The organism is Natronorubrum tibetense GA33, from assembly GCF_000383975.1.
GTDB classification, from domain to species: Archaea; Halobacteriota; Halobacteria; order Halobacteriales; family Natrialbaceae; genus Natronorubrum; species Natronorubrum tibetense.
The window spans coordinates 3,431,897-3,456,288 of record NZ_KB913017.1 but is presented as its reverse complement, the minus strand read 5'-3'; the positions used below and the strand labels follow the sequence as shown (position 1 = coordinate 3,456,288).

At 64.9% G+C, this 24,392-nt stretch carries 26 protein-coding genes and 2 tRNA genes; 16 read left to right on the top strand and 12 right to left on the bottom strand.

Features of this window, described 5'->3' with window-relative positions:
- Nucleotides 1–3 precede the first annotated feature (3 nt).
- The 4 genes from NATTI_RS0117660 to NATTI_RS0117645 form a co-directional block, all read right to left on the bottom strand.
- Complete coding sequence (locus NATTI_RS0117660; RefSeq protein ID WP_006088580.1) at nucleotides 4–579, bottom strand: DUF7519 family protein; 576 nt, start codon at nucleotides 577–579, stop codon at nucleotides 4–6.
- Nucleotides 576–2,615, bottom strand: a complete 2,040-nt coding sequence (locus NATTI_RS0117655; protein WP_006088581.1) for a DUF58 domain-containing protein — start codon at nucleotides 2,613–2,615, stop codon at nucleotides 576–578. Before NATTI_RS0117655 ends, NATTI_RS0117660 begins: the two co-directional genes overlap by 4 nt.
- On the bottom strand, nucleotides 2,612–3,748 hold the full coding sequence (locus NATTI_RS0117650; protein ID WP_006088582.1) for a DUF4129 domain-containing protein: 1,137 nt from the start codon (nucleotides 3,746–3,748) through the stop codon (nucleotides 2,612–2,614). The genes NATTI_RS0117655 and NATTI_RS0117650 overlap by 4 nt, the downstream gene beginning before the upstream one ends.
- Nucleotides 3,749–3,840: 92 nt before the next feature.
- Nucleotides 3,841–5,838 carry an AMP-dependent synthetase/ligase gene (locus tag NATTI_RS0117645; protein ID WP_019992004.1) on the bottom strand — a complete coding sequence of 666 codons (1,998 nt, stop codon included), beginning with the start codon at nucleotides 5,836–5,838 and terminating at the stop codon, nucleotides 3,841–3,843.
- Nucleotides 5,839–6,033: 195 nt separating this feature from the next.
- On the opposite strand from NATTI_RS0117645, the gene NATTI_RS0117640 reads away from it, so the two are divergent.
- The 14 genes from NATTI_RS0117640 to NATTI_RS27350 all read left to right on the top strand — a co-directional run bounded on the left by NATTI_RS0117640 (nucleotide 6,034) and on the right by NATTI_RS27350 (nucleotide 12,778).
- A tRNA-Ser gene (locus NATTI_RS0117640) sits at nucleotides 6,034–6,116 on the top strand.
- A gap of 101 nt (nucleotides 6,117–6,217) precedes the next feature.
- The gene (locus tag NATTI_RS0117635) at nucleotides 6,218–6,742 is read left to right on the top strand and encodes a 30S ribosomal protein S13 (protein ID WP_006088584.1); all 525 of its coding nucleotides are present in this window, start codon (nucleotides 6,218–6,220) and stop codon (nucleotides 6,740–6,742) included.
- A complete protein-coding gene (locus NATTI_RS0117630; RefSeq protein WP_006088585.1) occupies nucleotides 6,742–7,263 on the top strand; it encodes a 30S ribosomal protein S4 in 522 nt (173 codons plus the stop codon). Before NATTI_RS0117635 ends, NATTI_RS0117630 begins: the two co-directional genes overlap by 1 nt.
- A 1-nt stretch (nucleotide 7,264) precedes the next feature.
- Nucleotides 7,265–7,654, top strand: coding sequence for a 30S ribosomal protein S11 (locus NATTI_RS0117625; RefSeq protein WP_006088586.1), 390 nt, complete (start codon nucleotides 7,265–7,267; stop codon nucleotides 7,652–7,654).
- Between the two features lie 3 nt (nucleotides 7,655–7,657).
- Nucleotides 7,658–8,407 carry a DNA-directed RNA polymerase subunit D gene (locus NATTI_RS0117620; RefSeq protein WP_006088587.1) on the top strand — a complete coding sequence of 250 codons (750 nt, stop codon included), beginning with the start codon at nucleotides 7,658–7,660 and terminating at the stop codon, nucleotides 8,405–8,407.
- A gap of 132 nt (nucleotides 8,408–8,539) precedes the next feature.
- Nucleotides 8,540–8,624: transfer RNA gene (locus NATTI_RS0117615), tRNA-Leu, on the top strand.
- 267 nt (nucleotides 8,625–8,891) lie between these two features.
- A complete protein-coding gene (locus NATTI_RS0117605; RefSeq protein WP_006088589.1) occupies nucleotides 8,892–9,245 on the top strand; it encodes a 50S ribosomal protein L18e in 354 nt (117 codons plus the stop codon).
- A complete protein-coding gene (locus NATTI_RS0117600) occupies nucleotides 9,242–9,691 on the top strand; it encodes a 50S ribosomal protein L13 (protein WP_006088590.1) in 450 nt (149 codons plus the stop codon). The genes NATTI_RS0117605 and NATTI_RS0117600 overlap by 4 nt, the downstream gene beginning before the upstream one ends.
- On the top strand, nucleotides 9,685–10,083 hold the full coding sequence (locus NATTI_RS0117595; protein ID WP_006088591.1) for a 30S ribosomal protein S9: 399 nt from the start codon (nucleotides 9,685–9,687) through the stop codon (nucleotides 10,081–10,083). The genes NATTI_RS0117600 and NATTI_RS0117595 overlap by 7 nt, the downstream gene beginning before the upstream one ends.
- Nucleotides 10,084–10,095: 12 nt before the next feature.
- Nucleotides 10,096–10,290 carry a DNA-directed RNA polymerase subunit N gene (locus NATTI_RS0117590; protein ID WP_004213962.1) on the top strand — a complete coding sequence of 65 codons (195 nt, stop codon included), beginning with the start codon at nucleotides 10,096–10,098 and terminating at the stop codon, nucleotides 10,288–10,290.
- Between the two features lies 1 nt (nucleotide 10,291).
- Nucleotides 10,292–10,477 (top strand): DNA-directed RNA polymerase subunit K, encoded by a 186-nt coding sequence (locus NATTI_RS0117585; RefSeq protein WP_006088592.1) that lies wholly within the window; start codon nucleotides 10,292–10,294, stop codon nucleotides 10,475–10,477.
- Nucleotides 10,474–11,685 (top strand): phosphopyruvate hydratase, encoded by a 1,212-nt coding sequence (gene eno, locus NATTI_RS0117580; RefSeq protein ID WP_019992002.1) that lies wholly within the window; start codon nucleotides 10,474–10,476, stop codon nucleotides 11,683–11,685. Before NATTI_RS0117585 ends, eno begins: the two co-directional genes overlap by 4 nt.
- Complete coding sequence (gene rpsB / locus NATTI_RS0117575; RefSeq protein ID WP_006088594.1) at nucleotides 11,682–12,497, top strand: 30S ribosomal protein S2; 816 nt, start codon at nucleotides 11,682–11,684, stop codon at nucleotides 12,495–12,497. The genes eno and rpsB overlap by 4 nt, the downstream gene beginning before the upstream one ends.
- Nucleotides 12,498–12,655: 158 nt before the next feature.
- Complete coding sequence (locus NATTI_RS27350) at nucleotides 12,656–12,778, top strand: hypothetical protein (RefSeq protein WP_006088595.1); 123 nt, start codon at nucleotides 12,656–12,658, stop codon at nucleotides 12,776–12,778.
- 79 nt (nucleotides 12,779–12,857) lie between these two features.
- On the opposite strand, the gene NATTI_RS0117565 is transcribed toward NATTI_RS27350, so the two are convergent.
- The 6 genes from NATTI_RS0117565 to NATTI_RS0117540 form a co-directional block, all read right to left on the bottom strand.
- Nucleotides 12,858–13,823 (bottom strand): glycosyltransferase family 4 protein, encoded by a 966-nt coding sequence (locus tag NATTI_RS0117565; protein WP_006088596.1) that lies wholly within the window; start codon nucleotides 13,821–13,823, stop codon nucleotides 12,858–12,860.
- Nucleotides 13,820–14,971 (bottom strand): DUF354 domain-containing protein, encoded by a 1,152-nt coding sequence (locus tag NATTI_RS0117560; protein ID WP_006088597.1) that lies wholly within the window; start codon nucleotides 14,969–14,971, stop codon nucleotides 13,820–13,822. Before NATTI_RS0117560 ends, NATTI_RS0117565 begins: the two co-directional genes overlap by 4 nt.
- 435 nt (nucleotides 14,972–15,406) lie before the next feature.
- The gene (locus NATTI_RS0117555; RefSeq protein ID WP_006088598.1) at nucleotides 15,407–16,327 is read right to left on the bottom strand and encodes a thiamine-phosphate synthase family protein; all 921 of its coding nucleotides are present in this window, start codon (nucleotides 16,325–16,327) and stop codon (nucleotides 15,407–15,409) included.
- Between the two features lie 80 nt (nucleotides 16,328–16,407).
- Nucleotides 16,408–17,298, bottom strand: a complete 891-nt coding sequence (gene phnE / locus NATTI_RS0117550; RefSeq protein WP_006088599.1) for a phosphonate ABC transporter, permease protein PhnE — start codon at nucleotides 17,296–17,298, stop codon at nucleotides 16,408–16,410.
- Entirely contained in the window at nucleotides 17,291–17,992 is a 702-nt protein-coding gene (locus NATTI_RS0117545; RefSeq protein ID WP_006088600.1) for a phosphonate ABC transporter ATP-binding protein, read from the bottom strand. The genes phnE and NATTI_RS0117545 overlap by 8 nt, the downstream gene beginning before the upstream one ends.
- Nucleotides 17,993–17,998: 6 nt before the next feature.
- Nucleotides 17,999–19,024 carry a phosphate/phosphite/phosphonate ABC transporter substrate-binding protein gene (locus NATTI_RS0117540; RefSeq protein ID WP_006088601.1) on the bottom strand — a complete coding sequence of 342 codons (1,026 nt, stop codon included), beginning with the start codon at nucleotides 19,022–19,024 and terminating at the stop codon, nucleotides 17,999–18,001.
- Between the two features lie 130 nt (nucleotides 19,025–19,154).
- On the opposite strand from NATTI_RS0117540, the gene mvk reads away from it, so the two are divergent.
- Nucleotides 19,155–20,141 carry a mevalonate kinase gene (gene mvk, locus NATTI_RS0117535; RefSeq protein WP_006088602.1) on the top strand — a complete coding sequence of 329 codons (987 nt, stop codon included), beginning with the start codon at nucleotides 19,155–19,157 and terminating at the stop codon, nucleotides 20,139–20,141.
- Nucleotides 20,138–20,878, top strand: coding sequence for an isopentenyl phosphate kinase (locus NATTI_RS0117530; RefSeq protein ID WP_006088603.1), 741 nt, complete (start codon nucleotides 20,138–20,140; stop codon nucleotides 20,876–20,878). Before mvk ends, NATTI_RS0117530 begins: the two co-directional genes overlap by 4 nt.
- Before the next feature lie 4 nt (nucleotides 20,879–20,882).
- On the opposite strand, the gene NATTI_RS0117525 is transcribed toward NATTI_RS0117530, so the two are convergent.
- Together NATTI_RS0117525 and NATTI_RS0117520 are read right to left on the bottom strand one after the other, a co-directional pair.
- Nucleotides 20,883–21,548 (bottom strand): hypothetical protein, encoded by a 666-nt coding sequence (locus NATTI_RS0117525; protein WP_006088604.1) that lies wholly within the window; start codon nucleotides 21,546–21,548, stop codon nucleotides 20,883–20,885.
- 119 nt (nucleotides 21,549–21,667) lie between these two features.
- Nucleotides 21,668–24,001 carry an amino acid permease gene (locus tag NATTI_RS0117520; RefSeq protein WP_006088605.1) on the bottom strand — a complete coding sequence of 778 codons (2,334 nt, stop codon included), beginning with the start codon at nucleotides 23,999–24,001 and terminating at the stop codon, nucleotides 21,668–21,670.
- Nucleotides 24,002–24,392 lie beyond the last annotated feature (391 nt).

The following is a 24,392-nucleotide window of genomic DNA, read 5'->3' as shown; positions in this document are numbered from 1 at the left end:
AGCTCACCGATTTCGCGGGAGTCCCGATCGGTTCCCGATGGCAGACCGGTCGCGCCGTCTTCCGAGACCGACGACCAGCAGGATTGCGGCAAGCAACAGCAACACGGCCGCGGCGACCGGTTGGTTCCCGCCCGCAACGTAAACTGCGTAGCCGACCGTCCCCGTGAACAGCCCGATCAGGAGACTCGAGACGACGTGGACCGCCTCGAGTCTGTGCGTCTGTGCTTCGCGGCCGAGTTGGTCGCCGAGGGCGACGGCGCTGTGGCCCAGATCCCACGCGACGACGACGGCAATCGTCCCGATAACGGTCGGTTCGACCGCCGTTTGCTCGAGCCCGCCACCGACGATTCCGGCGAAGACGACGAGTGCGCCGGCGTCGAGCGTCGATTGACGCGACCGGACGAGTCCGATGGCGAAGATGATCGCACCGATGACACCGAACGTGATCGCGCTGGACGGTCCGACGGTGGTCGAGAGGACACCGACTGAGACAGCGACGGCCGCGACGATGCTCAGCAGAACGGGAGGTCGCCGAGTGACTCCCTCCCCGAACTCACCGTCGCCTCCGTCTTCGGTCATCGACGACCACCCGCGTGGCGTGCGAACACGGTATCCAGCGACTCGTCGTCGGGCCAGTCGACAACTGGAATCCCCGCTCGCTGGAGGTCGACTACTCGAACGCGACGGGCGACGCGCGATAGCTGTTGTCCGGCCGTCCGATCGGCCGTCGGGTCCGGGCTGACGACGGTCACCGGGTGGCCGTGGGCCTCGAGCTGTCGGGCGATCTCGACGGACGCGTTATCACACAGCGGCGTCAGGAAGACGACCTGACTGTCGCCGGAGAGTCGCCGGCGAATCGTCCGTAGCTGTCGGCGCCAATGGCAGTTGCCGTCCGGCGGGTGCGTCGCGAACTGGGGATGGGTTGCGAGGGACTCGCGAAACTCCACCTCGTGGTGGCGTCCCGATCCCGGTGCGAGCCAGCACGGATCGCTCGTCGACCGTTCGGTTGCGTCGCGACTGACCGGTCCGATCGCGGCGAGGCCGACCGATTCGCCCGTAGAGAGCAGCGACGTGCCGATCCGTCCCGCGGCGTCGACCGACCGATCGACGGCGTGAGCCGCGTCGGGCAGCGGCGCGTGGTAAGCGACTAGCCGCGCGTCGATCAGCACGATCACGCGAGCTGCTCGTTCCTCGTGGAACTCGAGAGTCGCGAGGTCGCCCGTCTTGGCGCGGCGGTTCCAGTCGATCCGGTTGAGTGGGTCGCTCTTGCGGTACTCCCGGACGGAGTGAATCGTCGTCCCGGAACCGCCCTCGGCGGTCCGTATTCGGCCGGCGTAGGCCGCCGTCGCGTCTCGGAGCGGCACCGCCGACGCGAGCGGACGCATCGACGGCTCGCAGACGATCGTCGTCTCGGCGCCGACGAACTGCTCGCGCTCCGTCGACCGAGAGAGGTCACGGGTGAGCACGAGCGCGGGGTCGAACGCGTGGCTCCCTCGGCGGGCTGTCACGGCGTACTCGAGCGTCACCGACTCCCCCGGTCGCAGTGCGGTTCCGAGGCGACTCGTTCCCTCCGTGACCGCCATCCCCGGGGGGACGCCGTCGACCAGCCGCAGGTCGGGCACGAACGAGCCGCTCTCGTTCGTGATCGTCAGGGTGACTTCGAGGTCGTCTCCGGGTTCCGGATCGTCGTCGCTCACCGCCCGCTCGAGGGAGATATCGAGTACCGGTGGCTCGGTGGCGTAGGCGAAGCCGGCGTAGCCGACGCCGACGACGCCGGCGAGGACGACGGCCGGGGATTCGGCGATGGCACCGATACCGACGGCGAGGAGCGCGACGGCACCGACGCCGGACCAGTGACCGGTCGGGCGAGGGCGACGGGCTGTAACGTCTTCGACCGAGTCGGTCGTCGTTCGGCGGTTCGACCGCGACCGAGCGTGCGAGACGGACGAGCGGCCGTACGTGGACAGTGACGGTCGGTCGCGATCGGCGATGGGGCGACCGAATTCGGCGGTCGGGCTCTCGGATTCGACACTGGAGTCCTCACCCTCGTCGGCGAACGGGTGGGTACTGACGGCGACGATCGCGGCGACCGCGTGTCGGACACCGGTCTGGTACCTGGTTTCGCCGGACCGGCTGACGAGGCCCGTGAGCCGCTCTCGGATCGACCGCGGCGGGAACTCCCTGGACTCCGAGAGGAAGGCGGCTGCCGTTCGATCGTCGGTCCACGTGCCGTCCTCGACGCGCCGGATCGACTCCTCGCCGGAGAGCCCCTCGAAGCGCGTCAGGGAAGCGATTGCAGCCGTCTTGAGCTTTGCAGTGAGCCGGTTGCTGTCGACGACGACGCTCGATTTCATCCCGCGAAACTCCTCGGCGGCGTCGGCAAGCGATCGACCGGGAACCGGGACCTCGGTCCGTCGCTCGGGGTCGGGCGTCCCGGCGTGATGGTGGTCGCCGCGTGCGCGGGAGAGTCCGACGAGCCCGATACCGAGCGCGACGAGACCGACGAAGACGATGGTCTCGCTCGTCAACGCGAGATCGAACACTCCGACGACCGTGCCAATCGCCGCGAGGAATGCGACACTTCCGAACAGGACCGCGATGCGAGCGGTGTTCACGGGTCGTCACCTCGAGAGCGATGCCGTTCGGCGGCCTTCGGGTCGATCCGATCGTCGCTCGAGTCCCCATCCGAAGCGTCAGCGTACTCGGCTTCGATCCGGCGGAGCACCTCGATCGCCCGGGCCTCCCGCTCGGGTGTAGTTGGCGCGTCCCCGTACCGGACATCCTCGAACAATCGCGTGAGTTCGTCGACGTCAGTGCGGTCCATTCCCGCGTCGGTCGCGGCGCGGGCGAACTCGCGCGGCGTGCTCGAGTCGGGTCGATCGACCTCGAGCGGCCGGGTCATCTCCTGCCAGGCGCGGTAGACCGCGTTGTCGAACTCGTCGGTCTCCTCGAGTCGGTCGGCCGCCGCTCCCGCGGCCGTCCCGACGGCGGCGGTCGTCTCCCCGTCGACCCGTGAATCGTCGTCCGCGAGATCGGAGCCGGACCGTCGATCTTCGGTCCCGCTGGAATCGCGAGAGAGGAACAGTCCGCCGAGGAAGATAGCCGTAAGAAGCGCCAGCAGGACGAACATCGGCCCGATGGATATCGGGGTCTCCTCTTCGGACCCGGACGAGCCGCCCTCACCCGCTCCGCCTTCCCCGCTACCTGAGAGCTGCTCAGCCGGTTCGAACTCGCCCGCGGCGAACGGCAGCACCGCCATCATGGCGTACACCAGCACTGCCGTAATAAACAGGACGACCAATCCGATCGCGATCAGTTTGACCGCCTCGCGTCGGTGGGCGAGGAGATACCATACGAGCGCGAGCGCGAAGACGACGAGCAACAGGATGATTAGGTATTCGAGAAACGCCGGGACACTTCCGTCGGCAGCGCTCTCCGGCGGCGCCGGTTGACCGACGCCGTCTCCCTCGCCGCCGCCGCTGCCACCGCCCGTGCCGTCGCCGCCGGTCTCGAGGGGCGAGCGGATGGTCGCCGCCACGAGCGCGATGGCGACGATCGCACAGGCCGCGACGCCTACTCGACGGAGGAGGCTCGATCGGGACACCAGTTGGCGACAGCTAACGGCCGTATGATAATAAATTGACCCATCGGACGCGGTGGGTCGGATCGAGGACAGGGCGTCGGTTGCAGCCGGTCGGACCCGGACGCGACTCGAGCGAACCGAGAGCGGCGACTCGCTGGTCTGCATTGGCGAGTCGACGGTTTCGCGTCGGTGAGCCGCCGGTCTGCCTCAGCGAGTCGCCGATCTATTTCGGCATCCCGTCGATCCTCGTCGGCGGGTTAGTCCGAACTCGCGCCGACCGTCTCGTCGTCCGCGTAGATCTCCTCGACGAGGTGGTCGTACCGATCTTCGATCTTCGAGCGCTTCTTCTTCATCGTCGGCGTCATCAGGTCGTTCGCCTCGGTGAACTCTTCGGGGATCAGTCTGAACTGCTTGATTGTTTCGTAAGATTCGAACGCCTCGTTGACGTCGTCGACGGCCGCATCGACCTGCTCGAGCACCCACTCGTCCTCGACGAGCGCGTCGATGTCGTCGGGGAGGGTGACGTCTTCGCTCTCGGCTCGACTCCGAAGCGCATCGACGTTCGGAACGAGGAGGGCCCCGACGAACTTCTCGCCGTCACCGACGACCAGGCACTGTTCAACGACGTCGACCGAGGCAAATGCGTCCTCGATGGGCGCAGGGGCGACGTTCTTCCCGGTCGAGAGCACGACGAGTTGCTTCGCGCGCTCGCGAAACTCGAGATAGCCGTCGGGGCGTTCGTGGACGATATCGCCGGTTCGGAACCAGCGGTTGCCGTCCTCGTCTTTAGTGAACGCACCCTCGGTCGCGTCAGGTTTGTTCCAGTATCCATCGGTGACGTTCGGCCCCCTGATTAGCAGTTCGCCGATATCGCCCTCGTCGTCAAAATCGTCGTCGCTGACGACCGACGAATCGATCTTCGTCTCGAGACCGGAGAGCGCCGGGCCGATGGTTCCAATACGCGTGTCCGCCGGCGGGTTCGTCGCGACGACCGGCGACGCCTCGGTCATGCCGTACCCCTCGTAGATGGGCAGGCCCATGCCGTGGAAGAGCCGGCAGAGCTCCGGAGAGAGGCTGCCACCGCCGCTGATTAGCGATTCGATGTTGCCACCCATGCTCTCGCGAATCTCCGCGAAGACGAGCTGATCGGCGCTCTCCAGTTCCCCCTCGAGTTCGTCGCTCGGCTCGTCGGCCGCCTGATAGCGGCGGGCGACGTCGACGGCCCACTCGAACACATCGGCTTTCGCCTCGTCCTGGGCGGCCCGTTCCCGGATACCATCGTACAGTTTCTCGTAGACGCGCGGGACGCTCGTCATGCTGTCCGGCGCGACCGCCGGCAAGTCCTCAGTGAGCGTCTCGGGGCTCTCAGCGTAGGCGACGCAGCCGCCCGCCGCGAAGAGCATGAAGTGGCCACAGGTGCGTTCGAAGACGTGTGCGAGCGGGAGAAAGGAGACGACCTGCGTCTCGTCGTCGATGGTTGGATCGTCCGCGTCTTTGTCCGGCCGCGGCCCGTAGCGCCGGTAGGTCTGATTGACGTTCGACCGGAGGTTTTTGTGCGTGAGCCGGACGCCCTTCGGCTGGCCCGTCGTCCCGCTGGTGTAAATCAGGCTCGCGAGGTCGGCGGTATCGCGCTCGTCGAGCCACGACTCGTACTCGTCGCGCTCGAATCGTTCGGCACCCCGGCGGTAGAGGTCGGCGAGCGTGAGGATGTCCTCGCGGTCCGCGTACTCGTCGCTCTCGAGGTCGTCGAGAACGACGATGAACTCGAGGGCGAGATCGTCTCCGACATCGAGGACGCGCTCGAGGAGTGTCTCGTTCTCGACGATGACCCCCGAGGCGCCGGGGTCGTCGAGCAGGTACCGAATCTGGTCGGGCGAGGAACTCTTGTAGACGGTCGTCACGACGCCGCCGGCGGCCAAGACCGCGAAGTCGGACAGTGCCCACTCCATGCGCGTGTCCGCGAAGATTCCCACTCGTTCACCGTCGGCGATACCGAGGTCACGAAAGCCCGCCGCGAGTCGGCGGACGAGTTCGCCCATTCGATCGTAAGTGATCGTCGCGTACTCGCCATTGGGGGCCGGCTCGAGCGGCGTATCGTCTCCACCACTGGCGATCGATCGGCTGTAGATGCCACCCTTGTATTGCTGAGCGGGTCGGTCGCCGTTTCGGTCGACGCTCGCCTCGAACATCTCGGCCAGCGTGTCGAGTTCGAGTACCGGATGTTCGAACGCGGCTTCGGCCTCGTATAGGTCCATGGCTATACTGGGATTTTCGATCCTATACTATAAATGGTGAGAGTTACGGGCGATCGAGAGTCGGCCGGGCCGAAGAGAGTCGCTTCCTGGCAGCCACCTTTCGTTGCGCTTAAGTACCCGTCGGGGGTAAATTCGGGTGCAATACGTGTAGGGGAGCAGTCCCCGAGTCCGGGAGGGCGATGATAGAGACACGGTGTTGTGGTAGCCAAGCGGCCCAAGGCGCATGGTTGCTAACCATGTGGCGTCAAGCCTCCGGGGTTCGAATCCCCGCCACAACGTCGGATATACTGGCGAACTGTCGTCAGTATTCAACACACGCTGGCGTGCTTTCGCCAGTTGCGTTTGCAACGCGCGCAGACCAGACAACCATACACGACACATGAGCGAGGAAGAACCTCAAGAACAACAGGACGACGAAGATCTTCGGTACTTCGTCCGCATCGGTCAGACCGACCTCGATGGGACGAAGTCCGTCGAGCGCTCGCTCTCGGAGATGAACGGTATCGGTCGCCGGACCGCCCGTCTCATCGCCGACGAAGCGGGTGTCGACCGAACAGCGACGTTCGGTCGACTCGACGACGACGTCATCGAGACCGTCGTCGAACAGGTAGAGAACTACGCTGACGAAGTACCCGAGTGGCTCGCTAACCGCCAGTCGGACTTCTACACCGGGGAGACGACCCACGAGATCGGCAACGATCTCCAGTTGACCCGTCAGCACGACATCAACCGGATGAAGATGATCGACTCCTACAAGGGCTCGCGCCACAAGCGCGGCCAGAAGGTTCGCGGTCAGCGAACCAAGTCCACCGGTCGTACGGAGGGCACCATCGGAGTCAACGTCGAAGAGATCCGCGAAGAGCAGGCGGAGGAAGCTGCCGCCGAAGAGGAGGATGACGAATAATGCCGCTCGGAACCGACACTAAACAGTACGAGACGCCGAACCACCCGTATCAGGGTGAACGGATCGCCTCCGAGCACTCCCTGCTCGACCGCTACGGACTCTCAAACAAAGAAGAGCTCTGGCGAGCACAGTCCGAGCTTCGCTCCTACCGGCGCGAGGCTCGAGAGCTGCTCGGCCAGGCCCAGGACGACGAGGTCGTCATCCGCCGCTCCGAGGAGTTCCTCGGTCGGCTCAAACGCGTTGGCATCCTCGACGAGGGCGACGAACTCGGCGACATCCTGTCGCTCGAGATCGAAGATGTCCTCGAGCGACGACTCCAGACGGTCGCCTACCGCAAGGGACTGGCGAACACGCCACAGCAGGCGCGTCAGTTCATCATCCACGGCCACATCGTGATCGGGGAGCAGCGTCACTGCATCCCGTCGTACGTCGTCGACGTCGACGAGCAAGACCTCGTCGCGTTCGACGAGAACAGCCCACTCGCGGACGATCTCCACCCGGAACGAGCGGAGGGACAATAACATGAGCCAGGACGACGACAAGTGGGGCGTTGCCCACGTACACGCATCGTTCAACAACACCGTCATGACCGTGACCGACCTCACTGGCGCGGAAACGATCGCCAAGTCCTCCGGTGGGACGGCGGTCAAACAGAACCGCGACGAGGCGTCGCCGTACGCGGCCATGCAGATGGCCGAGTCCATCGCCGAAGAGGTCAAGGCGGCCGGCATCACGGGCCTGCACGTTCGGGTCCGCGGCCCCGGCGGCAACTTACAGAAATCTCCCGGTCCAGGTGCACAGGCGACGATCCGCGCGCTCGCCCGTGCCGGCATCGAGATCGGCCGCATCGAAGACGTCACGCCGATCCCACACGACGGATCGCGCGCACCGAAAGGCAAGGGCGGCTACTAACCCATGACAGCAGAGTACGACGTCGAGTTCGTCGAACGCGAGGATCGTGACGCACGCTTCCTCGTCCGCGACGTGACACCCGCGTTCGCCAACGGTATTCGTCGCGCGATGGTCGCCGACGTCCCCACGATGGCGATCGATACCGTCCGGTTCGTCGAGAACTCGTCGGTCATGTTCGACGAGCAACTCGCGCTCCGACTCGGACTCGTCCCGCTGACGACCCCGCCGGAAGGCGAGTTCGTCGAGGACGACACCGTCACGCTCTCGATCGACGTCGAAGGGCCGGCCACCGCCTACTCGGGCGATCTCGTCTCGAGCGACGACCTCGTCCAGCCCGCGGACGACAACGTGCCGATCATCGAGCTCAAAGACGGCCAGCGCCTCGAGGCCGAGGCCGACGCCGTGCTCGAACGCGGAAAGAACCACGCGAAACATCAGGGCGGTGTCGCCGTCGGGTACCGACACCTCCAGCGCGTGTCGGTCGTCGACGACCTGCCGGAGTTCGAAGAGCAGGAGTCACAGATCGTCCGCGGTGTCATCGAGGACGACGGCGAACTCGTGCCGACCAGCGAGTTCGACCACGATCTCTCGAACCGATACCCCGGCAAGCAGGTCGAAGTCGAGGACGTCCCGAACGCCTTCGTCTTCCGCGTGGAGACGGACGGCTCCTTTACCGTCGAGGAACTGGTCACGCGAGCCGTCGACTCGATCGAGGCGCGTGCGACCGAACTCGAAGACGCAGTACAGCTGTAACGATGATTCATCGCCCCCACACCCACACGGACGCACGCCCGTTCGCCAGCGCCGCGAGCGACGAGACTGGTGCGGCGTCGTCCACTGGAATCGAAAGGGGTTTGAAGGGGCGACGGATAGACAGAAGTGCGAGCAGGGATAGCCAAGTCAGGTCAACGGCGCAGCGTTCAGGGCGCTGTCTCGTAGGAGTCCGCAGGTTCAAATCCTGCTCCCTGCATTTTTCCAGCTCGACCAAACGGAAGAGCTGTGAAAATGGAACGGCAGATTTGAGCCACGGGAGTCGAGCGGTTGCAAAACCGACCGTCTCCCGGCGGTTCAAATCCTGCTCCCTGCATCCACTTCTCAGCAGTCGATCGATCCGAAGAGACACGACCAGACGCGGTCGACGTCTCGATCGGTTCGATCGAACCGATATCGATTCCACGATCGCTCGAGGACGCGAGCACGTGCTCGCTCTCGAGCCCGCAGTATTTGGAGGAAACCAATGAGTAGCAAAACTAATCCGAGGCTCAACGATCTCATCGCCGAGCTGAAGTCGACGTCCCGCAAAGCGGACGCCGACGTCTGGCGAGACGTTGCGGATCGACTCGAGAAGCCCCGACGCACCCACGCAGAGGTGAATCTGGGCCGCATCGAACGATACGCACGCGAAGAAGAGACTGTCGTCGTTCCCGGCAAAGTGCTGGGCTCCGGCGCACTACAGAAGAACGTCACCGTGGCCGCCGTCAACTTCTCTTCGTCCGCAGAGACGAAGATCGATCAGGTCGGCGAGCCAGTACCGCTCGAGCAACTGCTCGAAGAGAACCCCGAAGGATCCAACGTCCGGGTGATTCGATGAGTATCGCAGAGTTCGACGCGGACGTCGTCGTCGACGCCGGGGACTGCATTCTCGGTCGCGTCGCCAGCGAGGTCGCACAGCGCGCACTCGACGGCGAACGCGTCGCGATCGTCAACGCCGAAGACGCCGTCATCACCGGCGACAAGGAGGATATCTTCGAGAACTACCGCACGCGCATCCAGCTGGGCTCCGACCGCGGACCCTACTACCCGAAGCGACCGGACACGATCTTCAAGCGCTCCGTTCGCGGGATGTTGCCGTACAAGAAGACGCGCGGTCGCGAGGCACTCGAGAACGTTCGCGTCTACGTCGGCAACCCGTACGAGGACGACGACGACCGCGAGGCCGAGATTCTCGAGGACACGTCGCTGGATCGCCTGTCGAACATCCGCTTCGTCCACCTGGGCGAAGTCTCCGATCAACTCGGTGCTAACGTCACATGGTAACGAACACGAGTGGAAAGAAGAAGACCGCCGTCGCTCGCGCAACCGTTAGCGAGGGCGAGGGTCGCGTCCGAATCAACTCCAAGCCGGTCGAACTGGTCGAACCGGAGATGTCCCGACTCAAGATGCTCGAGCCGTTCCGCATCGCCGGTGAGGACCTCCGGAGCGAGATGGACATCGACGTTCGCGTCGAGGGTGGCGGGATCAGCGGACAGGCCGACGCCGTCCGCACCGCCATCGCACGCGGCATCGTCCAGCACAGCAACGACGCAGAACTCCGCGACGCCTACATGGAGTTCGACCGGTCGCTGCTGGTCAACGACGTTCGCCAGTCCGAACCGAAGAAGTGGGGCGGCCCGGGCGCTCGGGCTCGCTACCAGAAGTCCTACCGCTAAGGTGATTCAAACATGATGGTACCGGTCCGGTGTTTCACCTGTGGCACTGTCGTCGGCGAACACTGGGAGGAGTTCGACGAGCGAGCGAACGAGGGCGACGAGGACCCCGAGAAGGTTCTCGACGAACTCGGCGTCGACCGCTACTGTTGTCGGCGCATGCTCGTCAGTCACACCGACCTCGTTGACGTCGTCTCTCCATACCAGTAACATGCAACAGGAACGTCACAATCGCTACGAGAAAGCACGCATCCTCGGCGCGCGAGCGCTGCAGGTGTCCTACGGCGCGCCGGTGTTGATCGAGACGAAGCAGACCGAACCGATCCTCATCGCCGCCGAAGAGTACGATGCCGGCGTCCTGCCGTTTACCGTCAAGCGGGGGTACGACCGGAAATGACGCGCATCACGGACGTTCGGCTGCGTCGAATCCTCGACTCCCGGGGCAACCCGACGGTCGAGGCCGACGTCATCACCGAAAGCGGCGGATTCGGTCGCGCTGCGGCACCCAGCGGTGCCAGCACGGGCGAGTACGAGGCCGTCGAGCGACCCGCCAACGAGGCGATCGCCGCGGCCCGCGAACGCGCCGTCCCCCGTCTCGTCGGTGAGGCCTACGCGGGCAACCAGCGAGAAGTCGATTCGATCCTCCGTGCCGCGGACGGCACGGACGACTTCTCGGAAATCGGCGCTAACAGCGCGGTCGCCATCTCGATGGCCGCCGCGAAAGCCGGTGCCGACGTCCTCGGCGCGCCGCTGTTCCAGCATCTTGGCGGTGCGTTCCGCGGCGAGAACTTCCCGATCCCGCTCGGCAACGTCGTCGGCGGTGGCGAACACGCCGCCGACGCGACCGACATTCAGGAGTTCCTCGTCGCCCCCGTCGGGGCGCCGAACGTCGAAGACGCCGTCTTCGCCAATGCCGCCGTCCACGATGCCGTCGCCGACCTGCTCGAGGAACGAGGCGTTCCGTCGGGCAAGGGCGACGAGGGCGCGTGGGCGCCGTCGATCGACGACGAGGAGGCGTTCGAGATCGTCGACGAGGCGGTCTCGCAGGTCGAAGACGAGGTCGGTTTCGGTATCGGCTTTGGACTCGACGTTGCGGCCGCCGAGATGTACGACGACGATTCGGAAACCTACGAGTACGAGTCCGAAGGCGTCAGCCGCGACACGGACGAGCAGATCGCGTACATCGCTGATCTGGTCCGTGAGTACGATCTGGTCTACGTCGAGGATCCCCTCGACGAGAACGACTACGACGCCTTCGCCGAACTCACCGACGAGGTCGGCGACCAAACGCTGATCTGTGGTGACGATCTGTTCGTCACGAACACCGATCGGCTCGTCGAGGGTATCGACCGCGGCGCGGCCAACAGCATCCTGATCAAGCCGAACCAGATCGGGACGCTCACTGACGCCTTCGACGCGATCGAACTCGCGACCCAGAACGGCTACGACTCGGTCATCTCCCACCGCTCGGGCGAAACCGAGGACACGACGATCGCACACCTCGCCGTCGCGACCGACGCACCCTACATCAAAACGGGTGCCGTCGGCGGCGAGCGAACCGCCAAGCTCAACGAGCTCATCAGAATCGCAGACGACGCGACATGACAGATAACGACGCAACCCAGGAAGGGCTCGACGCCGCCGAAGACGAGATCGACGAGGAGCCAGCCGAAGGGCCTGGCCCCGCCGCCGATCCCGAAGAAGACGTCGAGCCAGCCGAGGAACAGCCCGCCGACGCCGAGGCCGAGGAGGCCGACGCCGACGCAGAACCAGTGACCGACGAGGAGCCCGAAGACGAGGGGCCGACGCTCGACGACGACGTCATGAGCGACGAGGAGGCCGACCTCCTCATCCCCGTCGAGGACTACCTCGGCGCCGGTGTCCACATCGGTACCCAGCAGAAGACCAAGGACATGGAGCGGTTCATCCACCGCGTCCGGACCGACGGTCTCTACGTACTGGACGTCTCGAAGACCGACGGCCGGATCCGCACGGCCGCGGACTTCCTCGCGAACTACGACCCGGAACAGATCCTGGTCACGTCCTCGCGCCAGTACGGTCGCTTCCCGGCGGAGAAGTTCGCCGAAGCCGTGGGCGCTCGAGCCCGCACCGGCCGCTTCATCCCCGGCACGCTGACCAACCCCAAGTACGACGGCTACATCGAACCCGATGTCGTCGTCGTCACGGACCCGATCGGCGACGCCCAGGCCGTCAAGGAGGCCATCACGGTCGGCATCCCGGTCATCGCGATGTGTGACTCGAACAACCAGGTCAGTAACGTCGACCTCGTCGTCCCGACGAACAACAAGGGTCGCAAGGCCCTCTCGGTCGTCTACTGGCTCCTCGCGAACGAAGTCCTCGACAAGCGCGGCGCAGAGCCGTCCTACTCGCTCGAGGACTTCGAGAGTATGGTCTAACGCGTTCGAATTCGGATACTGTTCGTTTTTCGAGTGGACGACGAATCGGCCAGCGACTGCCTAGTGTAAATGCCGAGAACCGCTTTGAGGCCCGCTCGAGCGCGGTCAAGTTGGTAGACGAACAACAGAGTTACGTAGGAACCATGCCAACGGGAGGTATGTTCGATTCACTGTTCAATTTCGAAGAGGAGGCGATCCCGGTCCCGGTTGTGGTCGCGACGGCGGCGCTGATCGCGATTTTCGCGATCGGGATTCCGTTCCGCCTTATTGTCGGATTCTGAGTTGGAGGTCGTCGCCTGATCGACGATCGTTCGTCCACGCTGTTACAGGGGTTCGGATCGGACGGGCGGATACCGCACGTTACACTCGCATCGTCTGTTCGAGACAGCGCTCGTAGATAGCTCGGAGCCGCGCCCCCATCTCCTCGGTGCCGTACCCGGTAATTTGTGCCCTCCCATCCGAGGGTTCGGCGGTCTCGAGGACGGTCGCCAACCGATCACGGAGCGCCTCCTCGTCGTCTGCGATGGCGGAGTTCGAGACGTCGGCGAGCACCTCCCGAGCGAAGCCGACGTCGCGCGAGACGACCGGAGTGTTACAGGCGGCGGCCTCCTTGACCGTCATCGGGCCGCTCTCGAATCGCGACGTGAGCAGGACGGCGTCGGCCGCGTTCAGGTAGTACGGCACGTCCTCGTATGGCTCGTTGGCGACGGTCCGGAGGGTGATCTCTTCCTCGAGTCCGTCGACGACGCGTTTCGCCAGCGGGTAGTCCTTCTCCTCGCGCGACGGCGCGTAGGGGAAGAGGACGATCCGCTCGTCGCTCGTCCAGCCGACGCGTTCGCGGGCCTCGGCCCGTGGAATCGGGCGAAACTGCTTCGTGTCGACGGGGAACGGGACGACGTGGCAAGACCGGTCGACGCGGTCAGCCATCGCGTTCGAGGGAACGACGACCTCGTCGGCTCGAGCGACGAATCGTTCGATGAGCGACGCGTAGGAGTTGTCGCGATACTCGCCGCCCCAGAGCGTACAGACGACAGGTAATTCGGTCCGCGGGAGCGAGGACGCTGCGACGGCGAACGGAAGGGTCAGCCCGTAATTGGCGTGGACGAGGTCGTAGTCGTCGCCCGCCGCTCGGAGTACCTGGGGCAGGTATCGGGCGTAATCGACCGGCGTCCGCTGCTCGACATCGTCCTCGCGCGCGCGATGTTCGCCCGGAACGGGCAGCGTCGTCACCTCGACATCGACGGAGTCGAGTGCGGCAAGCTGGCTCTGATAGAAACTGCGCCAGTCGGTCGTGGTGAGACTCAGGACGCGGATAGTCGTCCTCATCGGTTCGAAATCGGCTCGTTGCGTTCGGTCGTTGCTGGGTCGGTCCCGATCCGCGCTTCCGTTGCTGGTTCAGGCTCGCTCCGCGCTCCCGCTTCCGGAGACGGTTCGTCGACGTCCTCGAGAAGCTGACTGAGCACGTAGCCGCTGACGTCGATCGTCTCCTCGAGGAGCGTCTCGCGTCGGCTCGCCCACGTCTCGGCGGCGTTCGGATCGCGAGAGAGCCGCTCGATAGCCTCGATACCCTCCGCTTCGTGACTCGTGTGAAACGACTGGACGAGGCCGTACTCTTCGAGTTCACGAAACTTTCCCATCTCGTTCGTCCCGGCGAACGGGCTGATTCGAACGGTCGGCGTCCCGAGAACGCCGGCCTCGAGGGTGGTCGTCGCGACCTCGCCGACGACGATGTCGGCGAACGCGAGCAGGTGGTGGAACGCCTCGGGCGGGACGGGGAGCGACTCGCCGCCGCTGGGGATCGATCCGTCGCCCTCCGCGGAGACGTACACCCGTCCGTCGGCCCCGAGCAGGTCGACGATTTCGCGACGGCCTTCGGGAGAGATGCCCGCTTTGCCGACGTCGTGGTTGCCGTTCCACGCGCCGAAGCGGAGGACTGCGTACCGTTCGTCGGGATCGACGCCGTTTCGTCGGAGGACCGACGGGTCGGGTTCGAATCGATCCGGGTGGAGGTACGCGAGTTCGTGGTAACCGGAGTACGTAGCGTGATTGTCGCCGTACTCCTCGCGGAAGCTCTCGGGCGTGTAGAGTGCGTCCGCGAACGGGAGTGTCAGTCGGTTCCCGGTGTTGATCGCCGTCTCGGTATCGATGTAGACGTGGCTCTCCGCGCCGACCAGCGTGGCGACGTGCGTCGCGGCGATACCGTGACTGCTGAGGATATACGCCGGGTCGATAGCGCGCGCCCGTCGGAGCAGTCGCACCTCATAAAATAGTTGCGTCAGTCCCAATCCGAGCCAGCCGTCGGGTTCCCCACAGAGCAGTTCGTGATCGATATCGTAGGCGTCGAGAAGGCGTCCAGCGACTCCCTTTTCGCGGGCGAACACGGACACGTCGTGTCCCGCAGCCTCGAGTTCGCGGACAACGTGCTTGAAGAAGTGGACGTTCGCCGCGTGCTGGATCGTGATGATGATGTCCATTCGTGCTAAGACGGATAACTCCACTCAGCTGACACGCATTACTATCGTCGTCATAGAACCGTACACTCGATCGAAACCGCGACGAGTATTGTCTAACTGCTGTATAGAACAGTTTCAATCGTGCTGATAGTACGGGAAGTGCGTCGGTGTTCGTCGCCTCGAGAGGCGTCGAAACTGTCGGGCAACGTCGGCCTGCAGGTGGTTTGTCGCGATGGCGAAACTGCTTCGAGCAGTTCAGCAACTGGTTCGGCCGCCGTGTCGAACGCGTCAGTCGTGGATTCGATTCCGAACGCGCCCGATGGAAGGCGACTCGTGGGTCCCGTTCGTCGAACTGGTTCGAGAGACGTTCGCCGCAGTTGTGTACTCGCCATCGAACTCGAGTCCGATTCGAGAACGCGCCGATTCGGTTCCGATAGCTCAGGCCGACACGAAACGTTACGAGGAAATCGCGATCAGTTCGTCCACGAGTTGGACTGCGTCACCGGCCGTCGACCCGAACACGAACGTCGTCGGCTCGATGCCGAACGCCCCCTCGTGATAGGCCACGAGCGGAACCCCACCCCGCTCCTCGAAGCGCGAACGGAGGTGGGCCCCACGATCTTCGTAGTCGGCGTCGAATTCGAGGGGTTCCAGTCCTCGTTCTCGGGCGGCCTCGAGGAGTCTCTCGTCGGTCGCGACGTTGGTCGCACCCCGAACGTCGGGATCGATCACGTTGGCCGCGAGGAGTGCCGTGGCGACGTGTTTCGACGCACCGAACTCGGGATTCGCGGGAATTTCGATACGGCGCCCCATCGAGTAGATTCGACCCGGAATCGCGGCGACGTCGGTCTCGTCCCGCGGATCGGGGAGACACATCCCGACGTTGGTGCCGACGTTCGGAACGTAGTCGGCCATTTCGGGAATCGCCGCGAGCGTTCGTGCGGCCGTTCGGACGTCGGCGAGCACGTCGCGTTCGGCCCGCACGTCGGCATCGAGTCCGCGAACGCAGAGGTCACAGCCGAGACCGCGAAGGGCGGGCATCTCCTCCTCGTGGAGTTCGCAGATCGGCCCGCGGTCCTCGAGACTGCGGACGAGCGCGAGGAGTTCGGCCAGCGCGTCGTAGCCGTCCATCTCGCCGCTCGAAAGCCCGTCGGCGATTCGGTTGACCGTGGCAACGGTTTCGGGATGCTCGCGAAACCGATCGTCGCCGCCGCTCTCGCCGCCGACGTACTTGCTGACGGCGGCCTGGGTAACGCCGAGGTTGGCCGCGATCTCCTGTTGAGTCATGTCGCGGTCGGCGAGACGAGTCGCGAGCATGGCCCGGACCGTCGGGAGAAATCGGTCGACGACGAGTTCGCTCGGCAGGACGAGAGACATACGACCGCGTAGCGCGGACACCGGCTTAAATCCGGCTACTGCGGCCGAACGAGCGCGCTCGAGTGGCCCTGCGGTCCGGGTTAGTTCCGTGCGGCCCGCCGGTCGGCGTCGAGCAAACTCCGGAGCCGATTCGCGACGAGTTCGACGCTCACGACGAGGACGAGGATCGCCACGATCGCCGCCATCACGCGCGTGTAGTTTCTGGCATTGAACGCCATGAACAGCGGGTAGCCGATCCCGCCGGCGCCGACGATGCCGAGCACCGAACTCTTGCGGGCGTTGATCTCGAGGTAGAACAGCGTCCACGCGACGTAGGCCGTCGTCACCTGCGGGAGTCGAGCGGCCGCGGTCGTCGCCAGCAGTCCGGCCCCGCTCGAGGCGACGGCTTCGACCGGCGCACGGTCGATCTCCTCCATCTCGTCGGCGAAGAGTCGGCCGAGGTCGCCGACCGTTCCCATCGCGATGGCGAGCGCGCCGGCGACCGGCCCGAGTCCGGCGAGGATCACGAACAGGAGCGCATAGACCATGCTCGGCACGGCGCGGACGCCGCCCAGGAACAGCCGTAGCGGGGCGTGGACGATTCTCGGTGTCACGTTGCCCGCAGCGAGGATCCCGAGACAGAACGCGAGCGGAAGGCCGATAGCCGTGCCGACGCCCGCGATGGCCAGGGTCTCGAGGGTCGCCGACGCCAGCGTTGAGCTGTCCGCCTGCAACTGTGCCCAGAGCTGTGCGGGCGCGAGCATCTCCTCGAGCAAGACGTCCCGCAGGTTCCGGCGGTGTGCGTAGAGGTACGCCAGATCGAAGCCGAGCCACCGTGCGGTCGCGATCACGAGGGCGAGCAGCCCGACGACGGCGCCGATTCTGACCGCGAAGCGGCGCCGCCAGCGGGCCTGAATCCGATCGAACTCCTCGTCGACGGAGGGATCCGCGTGAGCGGAGCGGTCGTCCACTCCGGAGTCGGGGTCAGCCACGGTACACCTCCGCGATTCGGTCCGGCTCCATCTCGGTCGCCGACTCGTCGACCGTGAGCCGTCCATCGGCGAGACCGAGATATCGATCCGCGACCTCTCCGGCCAGCCGCGGCTGGTGGAGACTGACGAGACCGACCAGATTCTCGCGGCGAACGACCGCGGCGAGTCGCTCGAGGACGGCGCGGGCGGTCGCCGGGTCGAGCGAGGCGACCGGTTCGTCGGCCAGCAGTACTCGCGGCTCCTGCTGGAGTGCCCGGGCAATGCCGACGCGCTGGCGCTCGCCGCCCGAGAGGTCGCCGACACGGCGGTCGGCGTAGCCGGCCAGATCGACCGCGTGAAGCCGTTCGATCCCGGCTCGCTTCGCCGCGGGCGTGTGCCATCCGAGTAGTTCGCGCCAAACTGGCTCGCGCGCGAGCCCGCCGTCGAGAACGTTCTCGAGGGTCGATTTGTTGTCCAGTAGTGCGCCCGACTGAAAGACCAGCGCCGCGTCGGTCGACTCGAGGGGTTCACCCGCGAGTCGAATCGAACCCGAATCCGGCCGCTCCAGTCCATCGATACACCGCAGGAGTGTCGTCTTTCCCGCACCCGACCGGCCGACCAGCACCGCGAGCGACCCGGGCTCGAGGTCGAACGAGACGTCGGCTACCGCCGCGACATCGTCGTAGCGTTTCTCGAGACCGGTGACGCTGAGCATGGGTGGTTACTCGTCGCTCTCGTTCCCGTCGTCACCGTCGTCGGTTTCGGCTCCATCATCGCCGTCGTCGGTTTCGGCTCCATCGTCGTCAGTTCCGTTGTCTTCGTCGTCATCGCTATCCTCGTCCTCGGCATCGTCGAGCGTCTCGATATCGACGCCCATCTCCTCGGCGATGTCGCGAACGTGGTCGTAGAGGTCCGGATCGAACTCGCCGTACTCGTCGACGCGGTGGTCCTCGAGGGCTTCCTCCGGCGTTTCGACCAGCCGGTCGGCGAGTTCTTCGCGGACCTCCTCGGGGGTGTCCGGTTTGGCAACGATCACGTCGAAGGGGATCGGATCGCTCTCGGCGATTTTGACGATCTCGTCGTCGTCGGGGTGTTGAAAGTCGCCGTAGGCCGCGGCATCGACGTGGCCTTCCTCGAGGACGCGGAGTGCAGCGTCGTGGCTCCCGGCCCACTGGATGTCGAAGTCCTCGGGGTCGGTCTCGAGGTCGCCCGCGTGCAGTCCCTCCTGGGAGAGCCGGTAGCGGGGGAACATCCCCCCGCTGGCCGACATTGGGTCGACCATCGCGATGGTTTTCCCCTCGAGATCCGCGATCTCCTCTACGTCGGTGTCGGTTCTGGTTGCGATGTACGTGTGATAGGAATCCGAGCCGTGCGACCAGTTGATCGCCAGCGGGTGGACGTCGTCCTCTTGGGCGAGGACGAAGATGAACGGCGAGAGATTCGCCAGTTCGGTATGGCCGTTGACGACGCTCTCGACGACGCCGCTGTAGTTCGTCGTTGGCACGCCGTCGACGCTGTCGACCTCGTCAAAGCCGTCCGCGAGCCACTCGAACGTTCCCGCGTACTGTTCCTCGAGTTCCTCCTGGCTCTGAAACGGCGGTAGGCCGAATTCGATACTGCCGTCAGCCCACGCGCCGACGGGGTGTTCGTCTTCGTCGATATCCGAGCCGGCGAAGCCGTCGAGACAGCCCGCTACACCTGCTGTGAGACTGCCTACTACTGCACCGAGGTACGTTCTCCGGTTCATAGACGGACTGGGTACCACTGCAGGTTAACACCCACGAATATTTGCCGGGAGAGTTAGCAAACTATCACGATCGGTGAGGAGTCCGGTCCGAGAAGATAGCTATTAACCGTCGTCGTGCGAACGGCCGGCCATGGCAGTCTCGAGCGCTCCCGGGAAGGTGTACTTGTTCGGGGAGCATGCGGTGGTCTACGGCGAGCCCGCGGTTCCGTGTGCCATCGAGGTACGGGCGCGGGTCGGTGTCGAGCAACGGGCGGACAGCAAACTGCGCATTCACGCCGAGGATCTCAGTCTGGATGGTTTCACCGTCGAGTACGGCGGAACGGCCGACGGGCCGCCCGATGTCGATGTCCAGGAGTCGCTGCTCACCGCGGCGATGGGGTACGTCGACGGCGCGATCAAGCAGGTCCGGGACGTCACCGGCGAGGACGAGGTCGGCTTTGACGTGACGATCGAGAGCGACATCCCGCTCGGTGCGGGGCTGGGATCGTCGGCGGCCGTCGCGGTCGCCGCGATCGACGCCGGCACCCGCGAACTGGGGACGACGCTCGAGACCGATGAACTCGCCGAGCGGGCCTACCAGACGGAGTACGAGGTGCAGGGCGGGCAAGCCTCCAGAGCCGATACGTTCTGTTCGGCCACGGGCGGGGCCGTCCGGGTCGAGGGCGACGACTGTCGCTCGCTCGAAGCGCCCGACCTCCCGATCGTGGTCGGCTTCGACGGCGGGGCCGGCGACACCGGAAAACTCGTCGCTGGCGTTCGCGGCCTCCGCGAGGAGTACGAGTTCGCGGCGGATACGGTCGAATCTATCGGCGAAATCGTTCGAAACGGCGAGGAAGCGCTCGCCGCGGACGACATCGAGGAACTCGGCCGATTGATGAACTTCAACCACGGGCTGCTGTCCGCGCTGGGCGTCTCCTCGCGTTCGCTCGATTCGATGGTCTGGGCGGCTCGCAACGCCGGTGCCCACGGCGCGAAGCTGACGGGCGCGGGTGGCGGCGGCTGTATCGTCGCGCTCGATCCGACCGACGAGACCGAGACGGCGCTGTCGTACACGCCGGGCTGTGAGGACTCTTTCCGCGCCGAACTCGCTGAAACCGGGGTGGAGCGCCTCGAATGATCGTCCTGAAACTCGGTGGGAGCGTCATCACGGACAAGGATCGACCCGAAACGCTCGACGGCGAGGCGCTCGAGCGGGCCGCCGCCGCCGTGGCGAGTACGGTCGAAACCGACGCGACGGACCTCGTAATCGTCCACGGCGGCGGCAGTTTCGGCCACCACAACGCCAGCGAGCACGGTGTCTCCACGACCGCGGGCACGCACGACGCGACTGCGGCGCTCGAGATCCACGGCGCGATGAAGACGCTGAACCAGTTCGTACTGACGCGGCTGCTCGAGCGCGACGTGCAAGCGATTCCGGTCCACCCGTTCTCGGCAGGCTACCGCGACGAGGAGGGGCGTCTCGAACTCCCGACCGGGCAGGTCGAGACGCTGCTCGCGGAGGGGTTCGTCCCCGTCCTTCACGGCGATATGATCGCCCACGCGGGGTCGGGCGCGACCGTGGTTAGCGGCGACGAACTGGTGGCCGAGCTGGCCCGCGACCTCGAGGCCGACCGGATCGGCCTCTGTTCGACGGTTCCGGGCGTCTTGAACGACGACGAGGCGGTCATCGAGCGAATTTCGGCCTACGAGGACGTCGAGAGCGTTCTGGGTGCCAGCGATTCGACCGACGTAACCGGCGGGATGGCCGCGAAGGTGCAGGCGTTGCTCGCACTCGAGGCTGAAGCGTCTATTTTCGGCCTCGAAGAGTTGGATGCCTTCCTCGGAAGCGACGAACCGGGGACGACGATCGACTAGCCGATTACTCGAGTCTCTGTTTCCGGTACTCCGCGGTAACCGTTCGCGTGGTCTCAACGGTTTTCCCGTCTAGTTCGTAGGTGACGTCGACGGATTCCGGTGTCGCCGCCGCGAGGTCGTCGATATCGATCGCTTCGCCGTGAACGGTCTCTCCCTCGGCATCGACAACTATCTCGACGCGAACGACTGTCGGTCGATCGGCGGGCTCTCTGCCGACGGATATTGGTCGACCGACGTTTTCGATCCCCAATTCGTCAGTCACGGCTTCGACTGCGGCTTCGCCCGCGATGTCGTTGGCTCGGATATGCTTCCAGCGGTCCCAGGGCGTCGTCGTAAACTCCAGGTCTCGATCGGGCGGCTTCTGTTCGTAATCGTCGGGATCAACGTCGCTCGAGGGCCCCTTCGAGGCGACATATCGAACCGCGTCTTCGTCCGGCAGGTACTCGACCCACCTGTCCCACTCCGCTTTCGTCGCCCTGATCGGCTCAGCTTGCCCGCCTTTCTGCGCGTTCTCGAGAGTTCGGTAGGCGGGTTCCGAGACATCGTCCGGTGGGTCGTCGGCGTCTTCGACGTTTGTTGACTCCGACTCCGGCTCCGTTCCGCCGTCGCCCAGACAGCCGGCGAATGCGACGGCACAGCACCCGACGACGACCGTTCGTCTGGAGGGCATGGTAGCACCAACCCAGTACAGAAGTAAATATTTTGAGGGTTTTCAGGACGGAAACGATCCGACAGCCAAATCGATCGAACAGGAAGAGCGGTGAGAGCGAGAGCCGAGTGTCGCTCTGATCAGTCGAACAGCACCCGGTCGAGGATCGGTCGCAGGAACGAGCCCCGACGCGTTTGCTTGGAGTGGACGAGCAACACCGGCTGGTCGATTGCCGCGGCGAGGCGATCGGATCGCTGTTCGATGACCAGATCGGGCAAGCGACGGTGAGTCACCGTACTCAGGATGACGATGTCGGAAGACTCGAGCGCCCGCGAGAGCCCCTCGACAGAGTCATTCGCTCGAACGATGGTCGACTCGACGGGGACCGTACAGAGGTCGTCGAGTTCGTCGTGGTACTCCTCGATCGTCTCGGTGAGCTCCTCGGGAGCGTTCTCGGAAACAGCGTAGCAAAACCGGATGCGTGCGCCGAGGACATCCGCCATCGCGTCCGCGAGTTCGACCTTGAGCGGATCGTTAAACGGGCTCCGATCCGTGACGATGGCGATCTCGTCGACCTGCACCCGCTGTTCGTGCTGGACGAAGACGACGTCGCAGGGCGCGTGGTCCATGATCCAGTCGGTGTCCCGACCGAAGAGGGTCCCGAGGCGGCTGGTCGCCTCCTGACGGGCGAGGATGAGGTCCGCGCCAGTTCGGTCGGCGAAGTTGACGACCGCGTGTCGCGTGTCGTGACTGACGATCTCGCCGACCTCGACGGGCACCTCGAGGTAGCGGACGAGTTCGTCGGTTCGCTCTTCGAACTCGATGTCGGCCTCTGAAACCTCCTCGGCGGCCGTATCGAGGGGCACCTGATCGGGGACCTCATCGAAACGGACCACGCGAATCCGTCCATTGCGCCGGCTGACGATCGGGGCGGCCATCTGGATCAGGGCGTCCTCCTGTTCGCGAGAGACGTCTTGCCGGATCGGAATCAGCAGTTCGTACTGGTCGGTAGCGCGGGCAGGTTGTGGGGAGTCCGCTCCTTCCTCGAGCTGTGCTTCGGTGTCGCGAACGAACTGCTTGCTGGCTTCGCGACGGGCGAGTCCCTTGGCAACGCCTTCGCGTTCGACCTTGTCCTTGGCGTACCAGCGAAACCAGACGAAGCCGAAGATCACGATCACGATCGAGCCGACGATCTCCTGAACGTCCATCTGAGAGATAATGAAAATTCCCGAGAAGATCCCGAACAGCTGGACCCAGGGGTAGCCCGGCGTGTGGAAGTCGGGGTTGTACCACTCGAGATCGCGTTCGCGGAAGGCGATCAGCGCTCCGCAGACGAGGATATAGACGAGAATTTGGAACGCGCCGGCCATCTTGGCGATCTCGTCGACCTCCTGGGTGGCGACGATGAAGATGATGATCGCACCGGTGGTGAGGATGGCGACGAACGGCGTCGAGAACCGGGGGTGGATGTACTCGAACTTGTCGAGGAAGAGGTTGTCGCGGCTGAGCGCGAGCGGGTAGCGAGAGGCGGTCAAGATCCCCGCGTTGGCGGTGCTGATGAGGGCGAGCAGGGCAGCGAGGACGATCGCACCGACGGCGAGCGTCCCGAGTGGGAGGCCGCCCCAGATCGTCACCTCACCGAAGAGGAGCTCCGTGGCCTCGGCCATCGGCTCCTCCGTGCCGGTCAGCGCCTCCCCTTCGACGACGCCGACGAGGACGAACACGAGTAGAGCGTAGAGAAAGGCCGTGGCGATCAGCGAGACGAGCAGGCCGAGCGGGAGGTTCCGGCCGGGGTTCTCGATCTCTTCGGCGACGGCGGCGACTTTCGTCACGCCGGCGTAGGAGACCAGCACGAGCGCCGTCGCGCTGAGGATCCCGTCGATTCCTTCGTCGAAGAAGCCGTCGAAGTTCGCGCCTTCGACCTGGATTATCGAGCCGGCGACGAACGCCGAGAGGATCGCGAGCATGACGATGACCATGATTAGCTGGAGCCCACCGGTCTGTTTGACCCCGAAGAGGTTGACCGCGATGAGCACGATCGCGAACGTAATTCCGAGCGCACGGACACCGGGTATCGTGAGCGTCGATTCGACCGCGGGAACGGCGAGATCCCACGTCGGAAGTTCGTAGACGAAGTTGATGTAGAACATACCGCCGTAGAGCGCGAGCGATCCTTTGAGCATCAGCATGAGCCACGTCCCGAGGCCCGCAATGGTCCCGAACGTCGGTCCAAGCCCGCGCTCGATGAAGACGTAGTCACCGCCCGCTTCGGGCATCGCCGTGCCGAGTTCGGCGATACTCAGTGCCGCCGGCACGACCAAAATTGCGGCGATCACGAATGCGAGGATCACGGCCGGTCCCGCTTCGGCCATCGCGACGCCGGGGAGGATGAAGATCCCGCTCCCAATCATCGCCCCCATGCTGATCGCGATTACGGCGAACAACCCCAGGTCTCGCTCGAGATCCTTCGTCATCGGGTGGGGCTTTCGGACGGAAGTTACAAAAGCTTCCCATTGAGGCATCGTATGTGTTTGCAACACATGCCGAATGAGAATCCGGAAGAAGATACGGCCGAAAGAAAATCATTTGATCAATTATTATGGTCAAAAATACTCGCGGAGAGACGGGTTCTCCCGACACGTTCGCCCGTCCTCACAGTCGGGATGCCTGAGGGACTCCGTCGGCGAATTACCGGTAGCTGGAGTGTTGGCCGGTCTCCCGCTCGTTTGGCCGTCGCAACCGGAGGCGACTAACCCACTGTGTTTTTAACACCCCGGCGTGTATGAGCCAGTAGCGAAACCCGCGGGCAAGTGCGTTCGCGGCCGACGGCGGTGCTGTCGGTCGATCGGCGGCGATGGCCGCCGC

Excerpts from the sequence above, each read along its gene's own strand:
- NATTI_RS0117630 (WP_006088585.1), top strand. The coding sequence starts at position 6,742 with ATGCCGCTCGGAACCGACACTAAACAGTACGAGACGCCGAACCACCCG.
- NATTI_RS0117650 (WP_006088582.1), bottom strand. The coding sequence starts at position 3,748 with ATGCAGACCAGCGAGTCGCCGCTCTCGGTTCGCTCGAGTCGCGTCCGG.
- NATTI_RS0117530 (WP_006088603.1), top strand. The coding sequence starts at position 20,138 with ATGATCGTCCTGAAACTCGGTGGGAGCGTCATCACGGACAAGGATCGA.
- NATTI_RS0117585 (WP_006088592.1), top strand. The coding sequence starts at position 10,292 with ATGCAACAGGAACGTCACAATCGCTACGAGAAAGCACGCATCCTCGGC.
- NATTI_RS0117625 (WP_006088586.1), top strand. The coding sequence starts at position 7,265 with ATGAGCCAGGACGACGACAAGTGGGGCGTTGCCCACGTACACGCATCG.
- eno (WP_019992002.1), top strand. The coding sequence starts at position 10,474 with ATGACGCGCATCACGGACGTTCGGCTGCGTCGAATCCTCGACTCCCGG.
- NATTI_RS27350 (WP_006088595.1), top strand. The coding sequence starts at position 12,656 with ATGTTCGATTCACTGTTCAATTTCGAAGAGGAGGCGATCCCGGTCCCG.
- NATTI_RS0117525 (WP_006088604.1), bottom strand. The coding sequence starts at position 21,548 with ATGCCCTCCAGACGAACGGTCGTCGTCGGGTGCTGTGCCGTCGCATTC.
- rpsB (WP_006088594.1), top strand. The coding sequence starts at position 11,682 with ATGACAGATAACGACGCAACCCAGGAAGGGCTCGACGCCGCCGAAGAC.
- NATTI_RS0117520 (WP_006088605.1), bottom strand. The coding sequence starts at position 24,001 with ATGACGAAGGATCTCGAGCGAGACCTGGGGTTGTTCGCCGTAATCGCG.
- NATTI_RS0117560 (WP_006088597.1), bottom strand. The coding sequence starts at position 14,971 with ATGGACATCATCATCACGATCCAGCACGCGGCGAACGTCCACTTCTTC.
- NATTI_RS0117660 (WP_006088580.1), bottom strand. The coding sequence starts at position 579 with ATGACCGAAGACGGAGGCGACGGTGAGTTCGGGGAGGGAGTCACTCGG.
- NATTI_RS0117590 (WP_004213962.1), top strand. The coding sequence starts at position 10,096 with ATGATGGTACCGGTCCGGTGTTTCACCTGTGGCACTGTCGTCGGCGAA.
- NATTI_RS0117540 (WP_006088601.1), bottom strand. The coding sequence starts at position 19,024 with ATGAACCGGAGAACGTACCTCGGTGCAGTAGTAGGCAGTCTCACAGCA.
- NATTI_RS0117620 (WP_006088587.1), top strand. The coding sequence starts at position 7,658 with ATGACAGCAGAGTACGACGTCGAGTTCGTCGAACGCGAGGATCGTGAC.
- NATTI_RS0117635 (WP_006088584.1), top strand. The coding sequence starts at position 6,218 with ATGAGCGAGGAAGAACCTCAAGAACAACAGGACGACGAAGATCTTCGG.
- NATTI_RS0117545 (WP_006088600.1), bottom strand. The coding sequence starts at position 17,992 with ATGCTCAGCGTCACCGGTCTCGAGAAACGCTACGACGATGTCGCGGCG.
- mvk (WP_006088602.1), top strand. The coding sequence starts at position 19,155 with ATGGCAGTCTCGAGCGCTCCCGGGAAGGTGTACTTGTTCGGGGAGCAT.
- NATTI_RS0117595 (WP_006088591.1), top strand. The coding sequence starts at position 9,685 with ATGGTAACGAACACGAGTGGAAAGAAGAAGACCGCCGTCGCTCGCGCA.
- NATTI_RS0117645 (WP_019992004.1), bottom strand. The coding sequence starts at position 5,838 with ATGGACCTATACGAGGCCGAAGCCGCGTTCGAACATCCGGTACTCGAA.
- NATTI_RS0117555 (WP_006088598.1), bottom strand. The coding sequence starts at position 16,327 with ATGTCTCTCGTCCTGCCGAGCGAACTCGTCGTCGACCGATTTCTCCCG.
- NATTI_RS0117565 (WP_006088596.1), bottom strand. The coding sequence starts at position 13,823 with ATGAGGACGACTATCCGCGTCCTGAGTCTCACCACGACCGACTGGCGC.
- NATTI_RS0117600 (WP_006088590.1), top strand. The coding sequence starts at position 9,242 with ATGAGTATCGCAGAGTTCGACGCGGACGTCGTCGTCGACGCCGGGGAC.
- NATTI_RS0117605 (WP_006088589.1), top strand. The coding sequence starts at position 8,892 with ATGAGTAGCAAAACTAATCCGAGGCTCAACGATCTCATCGCCGAGCTG.